At 74.7% G+C, this 15,889-nt stretch carries 12 protein-coding genes; 10 read left to right on the forward strand and 2 right to left on the reverse strand.

Annotated elements, in window-relative coordinates; all coding sequences use genetic code 11:
- Positions 1 to 45 precede the first annotated feature (45 nt).
- The 10 genes from ACWDBB_RS24355 to ACWDBB_RS24400 all read left to right on the forward strand — a co-directional run bounded on the left by ACWDBB_RS24355 (position 46) and on the right by ACWDBB_RS24400 (position 12,783).
- Positions 46 to 1,023: a FecCD family ABC transporter permease gene (locus tag ACWDBB_RS24355; RefSeq protein ID WP_449791665.1), complete on the forward strand. Its 978-nt coding sequence runs from the start codon at positions 46 to 48 to the stop codon at positions 1,021 to 1,023.
- Positions 1,020 to 2,054 carry a FecCD family ABC transporter permease gene (locus ACWDBB_RS24360; protein WP_449791615.1) on the forward strand — a complete coding sequence of 345 codons (1,035 nt, stop codon included), beginning with the start codon at positions 1,020 to 1,022 and terminating at the stop codon, positions 2,052 to 2,054. The genes ACWDBB_RS24355 and ACWDBB_RS24360 overlap by 4 nt, the downstream gene beginning before the upstream one ends.
- Positions 2,054 to 2,998 carry an ABC transporter ATP-binding protein gene (locus ACWDBB_RS24365; RefSeq protein ID WP_449791616.1) on the forward strand — a complete coding sequence of 315 codons (945 nt, stop codon included), beginning with the start codon at positions 2,054 to 2,056 and terminating at the stop codon, positions 2,996 to 2,998. Before ACWDBB_RS24360 ends, ACWDBB_RS24365 begins: the two co-directional genes overlap by 1 nt.
- Before the next feature lie 115 nt (positions 2,999 to 3,113).
- The gene (locus tag ACWDBB_RS24370) at positions 3,114 to 4,118 is read left to right on the forward strand and encodes an ABC transporter substrate-binding protein (protein WP_449791617.1); all 1,005 of its coding nucleotides are present in this window, start codon (positions 3,114 to 3,116) and stop codon (positions 4,116 to 4,118) included.
- A gap of 152 nt (positions 4,119 to 4,270) precedes the next feature.
- The gene (locus ACWDBB_RS24375) at positions 4,271 to 5,497 is read left to right on the forward strand and encodes an ATP-grasp domain-containing protein (RefSeq protein ID WP_449791618.1); all 1,227 of its coding nucleotides are present in this window, start codon (positions 4,271 to 4,273) and stop codon (positions 5,495 to 5,497) included.
- The gene (locus ACWDBB_RS24380; RefSeq protein ID WP_449791619.1) at positions 5,494 to 7,398 is read left to right on the forward strand and encodes an IucA/IucC family protein; all 1,905 of its coding nucleotides are present in this window, start codon (positions 5,494 to 5,496) and stop codon (positions 7,396 to 7,398) included. Before ACWDBB_RS24375 ends, ACWDBB_RS24380 begins: the two co-directional genes overlap by 4 nt.
- Positions 7,395 to 8,618 (forward strand): MFS transporter, encoded by a 1,224-nt coding sequence (locus ACWDBB_RS24385; protein ID WP_449791620.1) that lies wholly within the window; start codon positions 7,395 to 7,397, stop codon positions 8,616 to 8,618. Before ACWDBB_RS24380 ends, ACWDBB_RS24385 begins: the two co-directional genes overlap by 4 nt.
- Positions 8,615 to 10,462: an IucA/IucC family protein gene (locus ACWDBB_RS24390; RefSeq protein WP_449791621.1), complete on the forward strand. Its 1,848-nt coding sequence runs from the start codon at positions 8,615 to 8,617 to the stop codon at positions 10,460 to 10,462. The genes ACWDBB_RS24385 and ACWDBB_RS24390 overlap by 4 nt, the downstream gene beginning before the upstream one ends.
- Positions 10,459 to 11,760: a type III PLP-dependent enzyme gene (locus tag ACWDBB_RS24395; RefSeq protein WP_449791622.1), complete on the forward strand. Its 1,302-nt coding sequence runs from the start codon at positions 10,459 to 10,461 to the stop codon at positions 11,758 to 11,760. Before ACWDBB_RS24390 ends, ACWDBB_RS24395 begins: the two co-directional genes overlap by 4 nt.
- Before the next feature lie 225 nt (positions 11,761 to 11,985).
- Entirely contained in the window at positions 11,986 to 12,783 is a 798-nt protein-coding gene (locus ACWDBB_RS24400; protein ID WP_449791666.1) for an inositol monophosphatase family protein, read from the forward strand.
- 96 nt (positions 12,784 to 12,879) lie between these two features.
- Here the strand turns inward: ACWDBB_RS24400 and ACWDBB_RS24405 are convergent, their stop codons facing one another.
- On the reverse strand, positions 12,880 to 14,394 hold the full coding sequence (locus ACWDBB_RS24405) for a pyridoxal phosphate-dependent decarboxylase family protein (protein WP_449791623.1): 1,515 nt from the start codon (positions 14,392 to 14,394) through the stop codon (positions 12,880 to 12,882).
- On the reverse strand, positions 14,391 to 15,848 hold the full coding sequence (locus ACWDBB_RS24410) for a diaminobutyrate--2-oxoglutarate transaminase (RefSeq protein WP_449791624.1): 1,458 nt from the start codon (positions 15,846 to 15,848) through the stop codon (positions 14,391 to 14,393). The genes ACWDBB_RS24405 and ACWDBB_RS24410 overlap by 4 nt, the downstream gene beginning before the upstream one ends.
- Positions 15,849 to 15,889: the final 41 nt, after the last annotated feature.

Below are 15,889 nucleotides of genomic sequence, written 5' to 3' on the forward strand. Positions count from 1 at the left end.
GACCCGCCGGCCTCCACAGCCCCGGCGACGCCTCGTTCTCCGGCGATCCGGCAGCCCCTGCTGCTGCTCGCCGGCGTGTGCGCGCTCGTGCTGTGTGCCGCCCTGAGCCTCGCTCTGGGCTCCCGCTCCATTCCGCTCTCCACCGTGGTCGACGCCCTCACCGGTGCCGCCCACGGCGGTGACGCCGATGTGGTGACGGGCCTTCGGGTCCCGCGCACCCTCGTCGGGCTGGCGGTCGGGGCCGCGCTCGGCGTCGCCGGGGCGGTCGCCCAGGGCGTCACCCGCAACCCGCTGGCCTCCCCGGTCACCCTCGGCATCAACGCCGGCGCGAGCCTCTTCGTGGTCGCCGCGATCTACGCGCTGGACCTCGCCCGCCCGGTCGAGTACGTCTGGTTCGCCTTCGCCGGTGCCGCCGTCGCCGCCGTCGGCGCGTACGCGATGTCCCGGCGCGGCGGGGACCTGGACCCGGTCCGGTTGGCGCTCGGCGGCACCGTGCTCACCATGGTGCTCACCTCCTGGACCTCCGCGCTGATGCTGGCCAGTCACCGCACCCTGGACGAGGCCCGGTTCTGGTTGGCCGGCTCGATCGCCGGCCGGCACCTTGACACCCTCGCCCCCGTCCTGCCCTTCCTCGCGCTCGGTCTGGTCGGCGCCCTCGCCATCGCTCCCGCGCTCAACGCGCTGGCGCTCGGCGACGAGACTGCGCAGGCCCTGGGCGTGCCGGTGGCCCGGATCCGGCTGGCCGGCGGGCTGGCCGTGGTCCTGCTCGCGGGCAGCGCCGTCGCCGTGGCCGGACCGGTCGCGTTCATCGGGCTGGCCGCACCGCACCTGGTCCGTCCGCTGCTCGGCAACGACCACCGCTGGCTGCTGCCCGGCTGTCTGATCACCGGTCCGCTGCTGCTGCTCGGCGCCGACGTGCTCGGCCGGCTGGTGGTACGGCCGTCCGAGATCGAGGTCGGCATCGTGACCGCCTTCCTCGGCGCGCCGCTGCTCGCGGTGCTGGCCCGGAAGGTGGCCAAGTGAGCGCGATCGCGCTGCCCGTCCGGGGCCTCGCCCGCCGCCGCGCCCGTACCGCCGCCTGGTCGCTGGTGGCCGCCGCCCTGCTGGTGCTGCTGACCGGGATCGCGCTCGGCACCGGCCAGGTCGGCATCCCCGCCTGGGACGCGCTGCGCGCGCTGGTCGGGCAGGGCGAGCCCGGGAACGTCCTGGTGGTGCAGCAGTTCCGCGCGCCCCGGGTGGTCTCGGCACTGATCGCGGGCGCCGGGCTGGCGGTGGCCGGCTCGATGCTCCAGCGGCTGTTCCGCAACCCGCTCGCCGCACCCGACACCATCGGCATCACCGGCGGCGCGTCCTTCGGCGCCGTGCTGATGCTCGCCACCGGCGCCTCCCAGCAGCTGATCCCGCTGGCCGCGGTCGGCGGCGGTCTGCTCGCGGCGCTGTTGCTCGGCGGCTTCGCCTGGCGCTCCAAGATGGCCGTCACCCGGCTGGTGCTGGTCGGCCTGGCGGTCCAGCAGGGCCTGGCGGCCGCCGTGAACCTGATGATCGTACGGTTCCCGGCCGAGCTGGCCTCCTCCGCTCTCCAGTGGACCACCGGCTCGCTCTACGGCCGCAACTGGGCCGAGGTGTGGATCGGCGGCACCGCGATCGCGCTGACCACCCTCGCCCTGCTGCTCTGCCAGCGGCGGGTCGCGGTGCTCGACCTCGGCGACGACTCGGCCGGCGGCCTCGGCCTCAACCCGGCCCGGGACCGGCTCTGGCTGCTGCTGCTCACCATCACCCTGGCCTCACTGGCCGCCGCGCTCACCGGGCCGGTCGCCTTCGTCGCGCTCGCCGTCCCGCACCTGGTCCGGCTGCTCGCCGGGCCGCCCACCCTCGGCACGCTCGGCCTCACCGCGCTCACCGGCGCCGTGCTGCTGCTCTCCGCCGACCTCCTCGTGCTGCACGTGATCCCCGTCCACGGCCTGCCGGTGGGTGCCGTCACCGCCACCCTCGGCGCGCCCTGGCTCCTGGTGCTGATGATCCGCCAGGGCCGGCTTCCCCAGAGGAGCAGCTGATGACCTCCGTCGAGACGACTGCCGGGACGGGTCAGGCCGCACGTGCGGCTACCGGTGCGGCCGTCGGTGCCGGTGCTGCCGCCGGCGCCGCCGTCGGTGCCGGTGCTGCCGCCGGTGATGCCCCCGGTGCCGCCGCGAACCGGCTCGCCACCCGGAGCCTCGGCCTGCGCTACGGCGACCGGACCATCGTGGACGGGCTCGACCTCGAACTGCCCGGCAACGCCGTCACCGCGATCGTCGGGCCGAACGCCTGCGGCAAGTCGACGCTGCTGCGCGGGCTGGTCCGGCTGCTCGACCCGGCCGCCGGGACGGTCACCCTGGACGGCGCCGACATTCACCGGATGCCCGCCCGGGCGCTCGCCAAGCGGATGGGCCTGCTGCCGCAGCAGCCCGTCACCCCGGAGGCCGTCACCGTCGAGGCGCTGGTGCGGCTCGGGCGCTACCCGCACCAGCGGATGCTCAGCCCGTGGTCCAAGGCGGACCAGGCGGCGGTCGAGGAGGCGCTGGAGCGCACCGGCACCGCCGAGCTGCGCGACCGTCAGGTGGACCGGCTCTCCGGCGGGCAGCGCCAGCGGGTCTGGATCGCGCTGGCGCTCGCCCAGGAGACCGACCTGCTGCTACTGGACGAGCCGACCACCTTCCTGGACCTGCGTCACCAGCTGGACGTCCTCGACCTGGTCGCCGACCTGCACGCCCAGGCCGGGCGCACCGTCGTGATGGTGCTGCACGACCTCGGGCAGGCCGCCCGGTACGCCGACCACCTGGTGGTGCTCAAGGACGGGCGGCTCGCCGCCGCCGGTCCGCCGTCGGAGGTGCTGACGGCGGAACTGGTGGAAGCCGTCTTCCAGGTGCCGTGCCGGGTCGTGCCCGACCCGGAGACCGGGACTCCGCTGGTCGTGCCGCGGGCGCGCGGACGCGGCGGCGCCACCGCGTCCGCCTCCTGAACCCGGGCTCCTGAGCTCCGCCTCGTGACCTCCGCCCTGCCGAACTCCCCCTTCCCATCCCCCCTCCCCGTCCCCCTGTTCGGGCCGACCGCCCGAACCGATCCAAGGAACCCCGATGAACCGCCGACTCCCCGTCGCCGTCCTCGCCGTCGCCCTCTCGACCACCCTGCTCGCCGCCTGCGGCAGCAACGGGGACGGCACCAAGTCGGGCGGCGACTCCGCGTCGTCCGCGTCCTCCGCCTCGGCCGCGACCGCCGCCGGGTTCCCGCGCAGCGTCAAGCACGCCGCCGGAACGGCCCAGATCAAGAGCCAGCCCAAGCGCGTCGTGGTGCTGGACAGCGGCGAGCTGGACGACGTCACGCTGCTCGGCATCACGCCGGTCGGCGCGGTGTCCCCGCACATGAAGACCGAGGGCGGGTTCCCGAACTACCTCAAGGACAAGATCAAGGACACCACGGACGTCGGCCCGATGAACGAGCCGAACCTGGAGCTGATCGCCTCCCTCAAGCCCGACCTGATCCTCTCCTCGAAGGTCCGCCACGCCAAGGTGTACGACCAGCTGAACGCGATCGCCCCGACCGTGCTGGCCGAGACCACGGGCTTCCCGTGGAAGGAGAACCTCGCGCTGTACGCCCAGGCGCTCGGCCGGGAGGACGACGCGAAGAAGGCGCTGGCCGACTACGAGGCGCGGGCGAAGAAGCTCGGCGAGGAGATCAAGGCGAAGAACAACGGGACGATGCCGACGGCTTCGGTGGTCCGCTTCGTGGCCGGCCCGACCCGCCTGTACGCCAAGGCCTCCTACAGCGGCGTGGTGCTCAAGGACGTCGGCCTGGCCCGTCCGGCCTCGCAGGACGTGGAGCAGAACATCGTCGAGGTCAGCGCCGAGCAGATCAGCCAGGCCGACGCCGACCTGGTGTTCGTCACCACCGCCGACGACCCGAGCAAGACCAAGGAGAGCGAGGTCCAGCAGACCCCGGTCTGGCAGGGCCTGAACGCTGTCAAGAACAACAAGGTGTTCAACGTCCCGGACGAGACCTGGATGTCCGGCATCGGCGTCCAGGCCGCCGACGCGATGCTCGTCGACATCGCCAAGGCCGCGGGCGTGGACGCGCCGAAGTAACCGTCGACAGCCCGGGCGAACAGATGACAGCCGTCGGACGAGCGATGACAGACGACAGATTTCAGATGACGGGTTTCAGATAACAGATTTCGAAAGTTGTCAGCTGTCATCTGTTCGCCCCTCCCGCTTCCGCCAGCCCCCGAGGACCCTCCATGCGGCTCTACCTGCTCGCGCTCAACCCCACCGACTCCGTCACCTCCGGCTTCCTGCCCGCCGCCGCCCGGCTCGGGCTCGACGTCACCGTCCTGACCGACGGCGCCGAAGCCCACCGTCGGGCCTACGCCGAGCTCCCGTTCCCCGCACCCGAGGTCCTGGAGTGCGACGTCCGCGACTTCCGCGCCGTCATCAGCCTCGTCTCCCGCCGCGCCCTGGCCGACCCGGAGCACGCGCCCGACGCGGTGTTCAGCAACAGCGACCACCTCCAGACCCAGACCGCGCTGGCCGCCGAGTACTTCGGCCTCCCGGCCAAGGACTGGAAGGCTACTTTGCGAGCCAAGGACAAGGGCCAGTTGCGCCGCCACCTCACGCTGACCGGCCTGGACACCGTCCGGTCCGCCGAGCTGGCCCCCGGCCAGGACCCGGCCGAGCTGGACGTGCCGTTCCCCTGCGTGGTCAAGCCCCGCGAGGGCGTGGCCAGCGAGGACGTCACCCTGGTCACCGACGCCGCCGAACTCGCCAAGCGCTGCGAGGAGATCCGACTCCGCAGAGCCGGCGCCACCCTGGTGGTCGAGGAGTTCCTGGCCGGGCAGCTGTGCACCCTGGAGACCCTCGGCGACGGCCGGCGACGGCACGTCCTCGGCGGGTTCCGTACCCGGCTCTCCCCGCCGCCGGACTTCATCGAGGAGGTGCTCACCTTCGTCCCGGCCCACCCGCAGCCGGTGGTCGACCAGGTCATCGCCCAACTCGACGCGCTCGGCGTCGGTTTCGGCGCCTGCCACACCGAGTTCGTGCTCCAGCCGGACGGCCGGGCCCGCATCATCGAGGTCAACTACCGCGCCATCGGCGACCAGTGCGACCTGATGCTGGCCGAGGTCCTCGACATCCCCCTGTTCGAACTCGTCCTCGGCGTCCACCTGGGCCGCGACCTGCCCGCCGACCTCACCGAGCGGTGCGCCGCCACCCCGCGCCGGGCCCGCAACGAGGTGGTCTGCGCCGACCGCGCCGGCGTCCTCACCGCCGCGCCCGGCCCGTACGACGAGGAGCGCGACGGCGTCCGGCTCGCCTACCGGCCCCTGCGCCCGCTCGGCGAGCGCCACGAGCACTACCGCACCAACCGCGACTACCTGGGCGTCGTCTGGGCGATCGGCGCCGACCAGGACGCGGTGGACGCAGCCGCCGCCCGCTTCCTCGCCGCCAACCGCTGGGAGATCACCCCATGACCGCCGGACAGGCGTCGACCGGTGCCGCACAGCGCTGGACCGCGGCCGAGCAGCTCACCCTGCGCGTGCTCTCCGCCCTGCTGCGTGAGGACGTCCTCGGCCTGCGCACCCTCGGCCGCGTCGAGGAGCGTACCGACGGCCACTGGCTGACCGTCCCCGGGCTTCGACTGGCCCTGCCCGTACGACCGGAGGGCTTCCAGTGCGAGTACGCGGCCCGGCTGCCACTGCTGGAGCCGGCCGGTCGGCGGATCACCGGCCCGGAAGCCGTCGTGGCGGCGCTCGCCGAGTCGGCCGAGGCCGAGGACCGGCCCGGCTGGGCGGCCTTCGCCGAGGAGTGCCGGCAGACCCTCGCCACCATGGAGTTGCACGAGCGGGTCCGCCCCGAGGTGCACGACCGGCTCGTCGACCTGTACGGCGAGGACCCGGCCGACTGGACCGGCCCCGCCGCCGCCCTCGGCCACGACACCCTGGCCGCCTACCTCGACCACCCCGTCTACCCCACCGCGCGCGGCCGCTCCGGCCTCACCGAGCCACAACTTCGTTTGTACGCCCCCGAGTTCCATTCCCCCTTCGAGCTGCGCTGGCTGGCCGTGCCGGCCGAGGCGCTGACCGTCCACGGCGGGCAGCCGCTGCCGAGCTGGTGGCCCACCCCGGCCTGGCTCGGCCTCGGCGACCGGTGCCCCGGCGAGGGCTGGGCCACCCTGCCGGTCCACCCGCTCACCGTCGGCGAACCCCTGGACGAGGCGCTGGCCGCCACCGGCCTGACCGGCCGCGCGGTGCTCGCCGAACGGCCGTACCTGACCGTCGTCCCGACCCTGTCCATGCGCACCGTCGCCGTCGTCGACGACCCCTCGTGCCACCTCAAGCTCCCGCTCGCCACCGCGACCCTGGGGCGCCTCAACCGCCGCACCATCAAGCCCGGCACACTGCTCGACGGCGCCGCCGGCCAACGGCTGGTCGAGGCCGTACTGGCGCGCGAGCCGCGCTTCGCCGGCCGTATCCTGCACGCCGACGAGCAGTCCTGGGCGCATGCCGGACACGAGCTGCTGGCCGTGCTGCTGCGCCGCTACCCGACCGGGCTGGAGCAGGCCGTCACCGTCCCGTTGGCCGCCCTGCTGGCCCCCGCACCCGGCGGCCGCCTCGTCCTGGACCACCTCGCCGACCGCTACTACCGAGGTGACGTCCTCGCCTGCTACGACGCCCTGTTGGAGCTGCTGCTGGACTGGCAGGCCACACTGTTCGGCCACGGTGTCGCCCTGGAGTCGCACCAGCAGAACACCTCGCTGGTGATCGACCGGGACGGCCTGCGGCTGCTCTACAAGGACGACGACGGCCCGCGCGTGCACACCGCCCGGATGACCGCATCGCTGGGCGAACTCGCGCCCGCCCGGGAGGAGTTCGACGACGCACGGATATTCGGCGAGGACGACCGGGCGCTCACTGACCTGTTCGCCACCATCACCGGCCACCTGTGCACCGGCGCCCTCGCCTTCGGTCTCGCCGACCACGGCCGGGCCGAACTCTCGGAAACCCTGGCTCTGTTGCGCAAGCGTACGGCCGAGGCCGTGGAGCGGATCGGGCCGGCGGGCGCACCGCTGCGGGCCGCGCTGCTGGACGCCGAGCGACTGCCGGTCAAGGCCATGGTCACGGCCGGGACACTGCTCAGCAAGCAGCGTTCGGGCGCCGCCGACATCAACAAGCACTACACCAGCGGGCCCAACTATCTGCGCGAACAGGCCGGAGAGCCCCCGCACGACCGGCCGGGCGGCATCGTTCCGGACGGCGATTCGGATGACCACCCACACAACCACCCGCACGACCACCCGGTCGGTCTTCACGAGGACGGACTTCAGGACGGACTTCCGAACAGCCGGCGACGCACGGACGAGGCCGTCCGGTGACCGTGGAGACCCTGCCGCCGCAGTCGCAGCCCTCGGCCGACCGCTCCGGCGGGCTCGGCCGGCGCCAGGTGCACGCCGTCGCGGCCTGTTACTTCGTCGCCTCCTTCGCCGCGCTCGGCCTGCCGCCCTACCTGACCGCGATCCTGCCCTCGCTCGGCGACCCGCAGGCCCGCTGGGCCGGTGTGCTGTACATCGTCCCGACGGTGTTCAGCGCCCTCGGCGCGCCGCTGTGGGGCCGACTGGCCGACCGCTTCGGCCGCAAGCGGCTGCTGCTGCGCGCACAACTGGGGCTCACCGTCTCCTTCCTGCTGGCCGGAGCCGCCGACAGCCTGACCACGTTCACCCTCGCACTGGTCCTCCAGGGCTTCCTCGGCGGCACCTTCGCCGCGACCAACGGCTACCTGGCCGCCGCCCTCGACGGCCCCCGGCTCTCCCGCGCCCTCACCCTGATGCAGGGCAGCGCGCGGGCCGCGCTGGTGGCCGCGCCGATCCTGGTCGGGGCGCTCTCCCCGTGGATCGACCCGCACCGCCAGTACCTGGTGATGGCCGTGCTCCCGCTCGCCGCGGCGGTGTTCCTCTCGCTGCTGCCCGAGCCGGAGCGCCCCGAGACCGTCCCGGCGACCGGCGGCCGGCCCGTCGAGCGGACCGCCACGGTGTCCCTAATGCCGCTCTACGCCTTCGAGTTCACCTTCGTCTTCGCGACGGTGATCTCCTTCCCGTACCTGATCGCCCTCGCCGAACAGCGCCTGCCCGGCGTGGACGGCACCACCACCGGGGTGCTGTTCGCCCTGCCGCACCTGTGCTACCTGGTGTTCGCCGCCCGCACCCACACCGTGTTCCACTCCCGCCCGCACGCCGGCATCGCGCTCGGCTTCGGCTTCGTCGCGCTCGGCCTGGTCGGGCACGCGGTGGCGTACTCGCTGCCCGTGTTCGTCGCCGTCCGGCTGCTGCTCGGGGCCGGGCTCACGCTGGGGCTGGTCTGCCTCGCCGTGCTCGCCGCCGGCGCCGCCCAAGGGCGCCCGCCCGGGCGGATGTTCGGCACCCTCGAACTGGTCTCCAAGGGTGGCGCCGTCGCCGCCGGCGCCGTCGCCGCGCTGGCCAACGGGCGGTTCGGCGCCGCCGCCCCCGTGGTGGCCGGAACCGCCGCCGCCCTGCTGGCCGCCGTCGCAGCCACCACCCTCACCCTCCCGTCCCTCCGCCAGCGCTGGAGTCGCCGATGACCCCCGAGCAGTCCCCCCACTCGCCCAGGACCGACGACCCCCGCGGCACCGACGGCCGGCCCTTCGAGCTCGGAAGCCGAACCTGCGGCACCGACGAACTGCCCACCGCCGACGAGGCGGTGGTCCACACCCTGCTGAACTGCCTGTTGCGCGAGGTCTCCGCGCCCGAGCACCAGACCGCCGCCGACGAGGGCCGCCTGCTGCTGCGCCTGCCGCGCCGCGGCGTGCTGCTGCGGGTCGCGCTGCGCCGCACCTCGCTGCTCGGCGCGCATCGCTTCACCGGCCCGGTCGAGGCCGAACGCGACGGCGGCTGGGCCGAGTTGGACTGGCGGGAACTGGCCGAGCACGTCCGACACGAACTGGAGCTGCGCACCGGCACGGTGAACGAGGAGTTCCTCGACCAGGTCGCCTCCAGTCACCACGGCGTCCGCGAGGGCCTGGCGGGCCGACCGGCCGCCGGAACCGACCGCTACCTGGAGTCCGAGCAGGCGCTGCTGTTCGGCCACCGCTTCCACCCGGCCCCCAAGTCCCGCTCCGCCGCCCGCGGCGACTGGCGCAGCTACGCCCCCGAGTCCCGTGCCGCCTTCCCGCTGCACCACCTCGCCGTCCGGGCCGACCTGCTGGCCGAGGAGTCGCTGGACGGGAGCACGACCGCCCTGCTGGACGGGCTCGGCGAGGTACCGGACGGCTACCGGCTGCTGCCCGCCCACCCCTGGCAGTACCAACTCATCGGTGACCACCCGCTGTTGCGCGCCGCCCTGGCCCGTGGCGACGTCCTCGACCTGGGTCCGCGCGGCGAACGCTTCACCGCCACCGCCTCGGTGCGCACCCTGCACGGCGCCGACGCCTTCCTCAAGTTCAGCCTGAACGTCCGCATCACCAACTGCCTGCGCAAGAACGCCGCTTACGAGCTCACCGGAGCCGTCGCCCTCACCCGGCTGCTCGCCCCGGCCCTGGCCGACCTCGCCCGGCGCTTCCCCGACTCGGCCATGCTGCGCGAACCGGCCTTCCGCACCCTCGCGCTGCCCGGCGCCGACGGCCACGCCGACCGGGCACTGTACGAGGGCTTCGGCCTGATCGTCCGGGAGGGCTTCGGCGGTGTGCTCCGGCCGGGCGTCACCCCGCTGCTGGCCGCCGCCGTCGCCGACGAGCACCCGACCAGCTCCGCGCACGTCTCCCGGCTGCCGGCGGGCGGTTCGGACGGCGCGGCGGCGCTCGGCTGGTGGCGCGACTACCTGCGGCTGCTCGTCCCGCCGGTCCTGGCCGCCTACTTCGAGCACGGCGTGGTGCTCGAACCGCACCTGCAGAACGTGCTGATCGGCGTGGACCCCACCGGGCACCCCGTCCAGGTGCTCTTCCGCGACCTGGAGGGCACCAAGCTCGTCCCCGAGCAGAACGGGGACGTCCTCGCCGCGCTGCCGCCCGAGGTGGCCGGCCCGATGACCTACGACGCGGAGCGCGGCTGGGACCGGGTGGTCTACTGCCTGCTGGTCAACCACGTCGCCGAACTGCTCGCCGCGCTCGCCGACCGCCACCCCGACCTGGAGTGCGCGCTCTGGCAGGCCGTCCGGGACAGCCTGGAGGAGTACGCCGCCGCACACGGCTGCCCGCCCCGGCTGCGCGCGCTGCTCGCCGGTGTCCCGCTGCCCGCCAAGGCGAACCTGCTGACCCGCTGGGAGCGCAAGGCCGACCGCGAGGCGGGCTACGTCCGACTGCCCTCCCCGCTGGCCGGCTCCGTCCTCGCCGAGGCCGCCCGCATGCCCGCCCGGACGTCGGCCCGCGCGTCCGCCCACGCGCCCACCCACACGTCCGTCCGCCTTCCCGCCGGGAGCACCGCCCGATGACGAACCAGACCATCCGGCCGACCCAGCCCTGCCGAGCGACCCAGCCCTGCCGGGCGACCGAGGCGGCCGGGCCGACCGAGGCCGTCCGCCGCTTCAGCGCCGGCCTGGCGGCCGAAGAACTGCCCGCCTACGTCTACGACTTGGCGGCACTGCGGGAGCACGCCGCGGCCGTCCGGGCCGCGCTGCCCGAGCGGGTCGAGCTGTACTACGCCGCCAAGGCCAACCCGGAGGCACCGCTGCTGATCGCGCTGCGCGAATCGGTGGACGGCTACGAGGTGTCCAGCGGTGGGGAATTGGCCCACGTCCGGGCCGCCGTGCCGGGCGCACCGCTGGCCTTCGGCGGCCCGGGCAAGACCCCGGCCGAGATCACCTCGGCGGTGGAGGCCGGGGTGCACCGCTGGCACGTCGAGAGCGAACAGGAGCTGCATCGGCTGGCCGCCGTCCTCGCGGACCGACCGGGCACGGTCGTGGACGTGCTGCTGCGGGTCAACCCGGCGGTCGAGACGGAGGCACTCGACGCTGTGCCGCTCGCGATGGGCGGACGTCCGACGCCGTTCGGCCTGGACCCGGACCGGGCCGAGGAGTGCGCCCGACTGCTCACCGGGGACGGCCCGCTGGGGCGACAGCTGCGGCTGCGCGGCGTGCACGCCCACCTGGCCAGCGGGCTCGCGGCAGCGGAGCAGCTGTCGGTCGCGGCGCAGATCGTCGGTTGGTCGGCCGCGCTGGCCGAGCGGCACGGCTCCCCGCTGACGGAGGTCAACATCGGCGGCGGGATGGCCGTGGACTACGCGGACCCGTCCGCCCGCTTCGACTGGACGGCCTTCGGCGAGGGCCTGGCCAAGCTGCTCGACGCCCACCCCGGGCTGACGCTGCGGATCGAGCCGGGCCGGGCACTGACCGCCTACTGCGGCTGGTACGCGACCGAGGTGCTGGACGTGAAGGCGAGCCGCGGCGAGGACTTCGCGGTGGTCCGCGGCGGCACCCACCACCTGCGCACGCCCGCGACCCGGGGGCACTCCCAGCCCTTCGCCGTCCTCCCGGTGGACGCCTGGCCGCACCCGTGGCCGCGCCCGGCCGTCACCACCGGCCGTGCCACCCTGGCCGGGCAGCTCTGCACCCCGAAGGACGTCCTCGCCCGCGCCGCCGAGGGAGCCGACGGTCTGCGGGCGGGCGACCGCGTGCTGTTCGCGATGGCGGGCGCGTACGCCTGGAACATCTCGCACCACGAGTTCCTGATGCACCCTCGCCCTGGCTTCCACCACCTGGACGGCGACGGGCCGGGCGCGGTGGAGGAGTGACGGAGGAGCCGACGAAGGATCGCTGACGGATGACAGCTGACAGATTTCGAAATCTGTCAGCTGTCATCCGTCAGCGGTCGGCCGTCGGCTGTTGTCCGTCGGCCGCCGATCGCCCGCCCCGCCCGCCACCTGAACCGCCGCCCCCTTCCGCCACCCGGTCCGCCGCCGCCCCCTTCCGCCGCTCGTGGGAGAGTGGTAGGCAGCGAAGGGAGCGCGAACGTGCTGATGGACAAGGTGGCGGAGATACTCGCCGAGGCGTCGGCCGAGGCGGTGGAACCGCGCTTCCGGGCGCTGACCGCCGGCGAGGTGCTGGAGAAGGCCCCCGGCGAGATCGTGACGGTCGCCGACCGCGAGGCCGAGGCGATCATCGCCCGCCGCCTGCACGAGCTGCTCCCCGTGCCCGTGGTCGGCGAGGAGGCGGTCGCCGCCGATCCGTCGCTCGCCATGGCCCTGCACGACGAGCCCGCCGTCTGGCTGGTCGACCCGGTGGACGGCACCGCGAACTTCGTCGCCGGCAGACCCGAGTACGCCGTGATGTGCTCACTGGTCCGTTCCGGCCGGACCGTCGCCTCCTGGATCTGGCAGCCCGCCACCGCCACCGCCTACCGCGCCGAACTGGGCTCCGGCGCCTGGCGCGACGATGTGCGCCTGACCCGCCCCCCGGCGCCGAAGGACGTCGCGAAGCTGCGCGGCTCGGTGAAGAGCCGCTACCTCGACGCCGAGCACAGCCGCCGGCTCCAGGACAACATCGCGGCCTTCGGCGAGATCTCCCCCGGTCGGCACGCCGCCGGGATCGAGTACCCGGACGTCGTCGAGGGCCGCTCCGACTTCGTCCTCTACTGGCGCACCCTCCCCTGGGACCACGCCCCCGGCTCCCTCCTGGTCACCGAGGCCGGCGGTGTCTCCGCCCGCCCGGACGGCTCCCCGTACCGCCCCGAGGCCCCCGGCTGCGAGGACGGTCTCCTGGTCGCCGCCGACCCCGAGACCTGGGAACTCACCCACTCGATCCTGCTGGACGGCTGACCCCGCGGCCGCGCCCGCCCGGAACCGTTCCGGCCGCGCCCACCTGGCCCCCTTCCGGCCGCGCCCCGTTCCGGCCCCGAACAGCCGGACCGGCGTCTACCCCGCCCGCTCGCCCGCCACCTCGCGGCCGGCGCCCACCACTTCCCGCAGCAGCGCGCCGACCTCCTCCACCGTGGTGTGGGGGTTCAGCAGCGTGAGCTTCAGCCGAACCCGGCCCGGACCGTCGCCCGGCAGTTCGGTGCGGCCGACCACCGCCCGTCCGGTGCGCAGCAGCAGGCGACGCAGCCGCCCGTTGACCTCGTCCAGCGCCGTCTCGTCCGTCATGCCGGGCGGCCGGTACCGGAAGAGCAGGACGGTGAGCACGGGCTCGGCGTGGAGTTCGAGCGCCGGGTCGGCGCGCACCGCGTCGGCGGTGGCGCGGGCGAGGTCGTGGCAGGCGTCGACCAGCCGGCCGAGTCCGTCGCGGCCGAGGGTGCGCAGGGTGACGGCGAGCTTGAAGGCGTCGGCCCGGCGGGTGGTGCGCAGCGAGCGGCCGAGCAGGCTGGGGTAGCCGGCCCGCTCGTCGTCGGCCGGGTTGAGGTACTCGGCTCGGCGGGCGAGCGAGGCGTAGGTCTCGGCGCGGCGCACCAGGAAGATCCCGGCCGCGGCCGGCTGCCAGCCGAGCTTGTGCCAGTCGAGGGAGACCGAGTCGGCGCGGGCGAGGCCGTCGAGCAGTGGGGCGAGCCGGTCGGAGAGCAGCGCCCCGCCGCCGTACGCGGCGTCCACGTGCAGCCAGGCGCCGTGGCGGCGGGCGAGGTCGGCGGCGGCGTGCAGCGGGTCGACGGCTCCGGTGTCGGTGGTGCCGGCGGTGGCGACGACGGCGATCGGGGTCCGTCCGGCCCGGTCGGCCTCGGACATTGCCCGCTCGAGTGCGTCCTCGCGCATCCGCAGCCTCCGGTCCACCGGGACGGGGATGACGGCCCGCTCGCCGAGTCCGAGCAGGGCGGCGGCGCGCTGGACGGAGAAGTGCGCGGCCTCGGAGGCGAGGATGCACGGCCGGACGCCGGCCGGGATGCCGTCCAACTCGACGATGCCGCCGAGCTTCTGGTCGCGCGCCAGCATGAGCCCCATGAGGTTGGACTCGGTACCGCCGGAGGTGAGGACGCCGGCGGCGCGGTCCGGGTCGTAGCCGACCAGTCCGGCGATCTCGGCGAGCAGGGCGCTCTCCAGGGCGGTGGCGGCGGGGGCCTGGTCCCAGGAGTCCTGGGAGGGGTTGAGGGCGCTGACCGCGAGGTCCGCCGCGGCGGCGACGGCGAGCGGCGGGCAGTGCAGGTGCGCGGCGCAGGCGGGGTCGGCGGGGTCGGCGGCGGCGTGGGCGAGCAGTTCGGTGAGCCGGGCGAGCGCACCGGGTCCGTCGGCGGTGGCCAGCGCGTCGTCGACGAGTGCGGCGATCTCGGCCGGGCTGCCCTTCGGCAGCGGTCCGGAGCGCGTGGCGGTGCCGCGCTCCAGGGAGTCGAGGACGGTGGCCAGCAGCGGTCCGAGTGCGCCCGGCCCGGCCGCGCCGCCCGCCAGGGCGTCCGTCGCGACGCTGTCGTGGGGGAGCCCGACGGGGCCGGCTCCGGCCCCGGTCACCGCTTCCCCCGAACCGCCGACGCTCCCGCCGGACCGCCTGCCGAACCATGTACCACCGCGCCCGACGACCCACCGCCGGGCCCGCTCGCGGAAGCCGCCGCGATCGCCTCCGCCAGCCGCTCCAGCACCGCCGCCACCTGTTCGTCCGTGATGGTCAGCGGCGGGAGCAGCCGCAGCACCGCGTCGTGGCGTCCGCCGAGTTCGACGATCAGCCCCCGGGCCAGGCACGCCTCCCGGACCCGCACCGCGAGCGCCGAGTCGGCCGGCCGGGCGCCGCACGCGTCGGGCTCGGCCGCCGGGTCGACCAGTTCGACCCCGAGCATCAGCCCCCGTCCGCGAACGTCGCCGATCACCGGCAGGTCGGCCGCGAGTTCGCGCAGTCGGGCCGCCATCCGCTCGCCGACGGCGGCGGCCCGCTCGGCCAGCCCGTTCGCCGCGACGTGGCGCAGTGTCGCGGCCCCGGCGGCCATGGCGAGGGTGTTGCCGCGGAAGGTGCCGGTGTGGGCGCCGGGCCGCCAGCCGTCGTAGTCCTCGCGGTAGACGACGACGGCGAGCGGCAGGCTGCCGCCGATCGCCTTGGAAAGGACCATGGCGTCCGGGACGATGCCACTGTGCTCGATCGCCCACATCGCCCCGGTGCGGCCGACTCCGGTCTGCACCTCGTCGACGATCAGCGGGATGCCGCGCTCGGCGGTGATCCGGCGCATCGCGCGCAGCCACCCGTCGGGCGCGGGGACGACCCCGCCCTCGCCCTGGACGGCCTCCAGGATCATCGCGGCGGGCGCCACCACACCGCCCGCCGGGTCGTCCAGCAGCCGCTCCACGTACGTCTCGGCGAGTTCGGCACCCGCCTCGCCGCCGACCCCGAACGGGCAGCGGTAACCGTACGGGTACGGCAGCCGGGCGACCTCGCCGCCGCTCGGCAGCGGCTCCTTGACGGCGACGTTGCCGGTGAGCGCGAGGGCGCCGGCGGTCATGCCGTGGTAGGCGCCGGTGAAGGCGAGCGCGCCGGAGCGGCCGGTGGCGGTCTGCATCAGCTTGAGGGCGGCCTCGACGGCGTCCGTCCCGGCCGGTCCGCAGAAGTGCACCCGGGCGCGGGCGGCGAACTCCGCGGGCAGGCTCTCGAACAGCGCGCTGGTGAAGTCGTCCTTCTCCGCGGTGGCGAGGTCGAGCAGGTGCAACGGGGCGCCGCTGTCGAGGGTGCGGCGGATCGCCTCCAGCACCACCGGGTGGTTGTGGCCCAGGGCGAGCGTGCCGGCGCCGGAGAGGCAGTCCAGGTAGCGCCGTCCGTCGGCACCCTCGACGGTCATGCCGTGGGCGCGGACCGGGACGATCGGGAAGGAGCGGGCGTAGGTTCTGGCGGCGGACTCGCGGACGCGCTGACGGCGCAGGATGGCTTCACCGGCGGCCGGGGTTCCGGAGGTGGCCTGGACGGGTACGGCAGCGAGCGACACGAGAAACCCCCAGGGGAAGTTAGGTAAGCCTAACTTTACTG

This window comes from Kitasatospora sp. NPDC001095 (genome assembly GCF_053598615.1).

Bases quoted from the DNA above. Each gene is read 5' to 3' on its own strand.
- ACWDBB_RS24365 (WP_449791616.1), top strand. From the start codon at position 2,054: ATGACCTCCGTCGAGACGACTGCCGGGACGGGTCAGGCCGCACGTGCG.
- ACWDBB_RS24380 (WP_449791619.1), top strand. From the start codon at position 5,494: ATGACCGCCGGACAGGCGTCGACCGGTGCCGCACAGCGCTGGACCGCG.
- ACWDBB_RS24370 (WP_449791617.1), top strand. From the start codon at position 3,114: ATGAACCGCCGACTCCCCGTCGCCGTCCTCGCCGTCGCCCTCTCGACC.
- ACWDBB_RS24395 (WP_449791622.1), top strand. From the start codon at position 10,459: ATGACGAACCAGACCATCCGGCCGACCCAGCCCTGCCGAGCGACCCAG.
- ACWDBB_RS24375 (WP_449791618.1), top strand. From the start codon at position 4,271: ATGCGGCTCTACCTGCTCGCGCTCAACCCCACCGACTCCGTCACCTCC.
- ACWDBB_RS24390 (WP_449791621.1), top strand. From the start codon at position 8,615: ATGACCCCCGAGCAGTCCCCCCACTCGCCCAGGACCGACGACCCCCGC.
- ACWDBB_RS24400 (WP_449791666.1), top strand. From the start codon at position 11,986: ATGGACAAGGTGGCGGAGATACTCGCCGAGGCGTCGGCCGAGGCGGTG.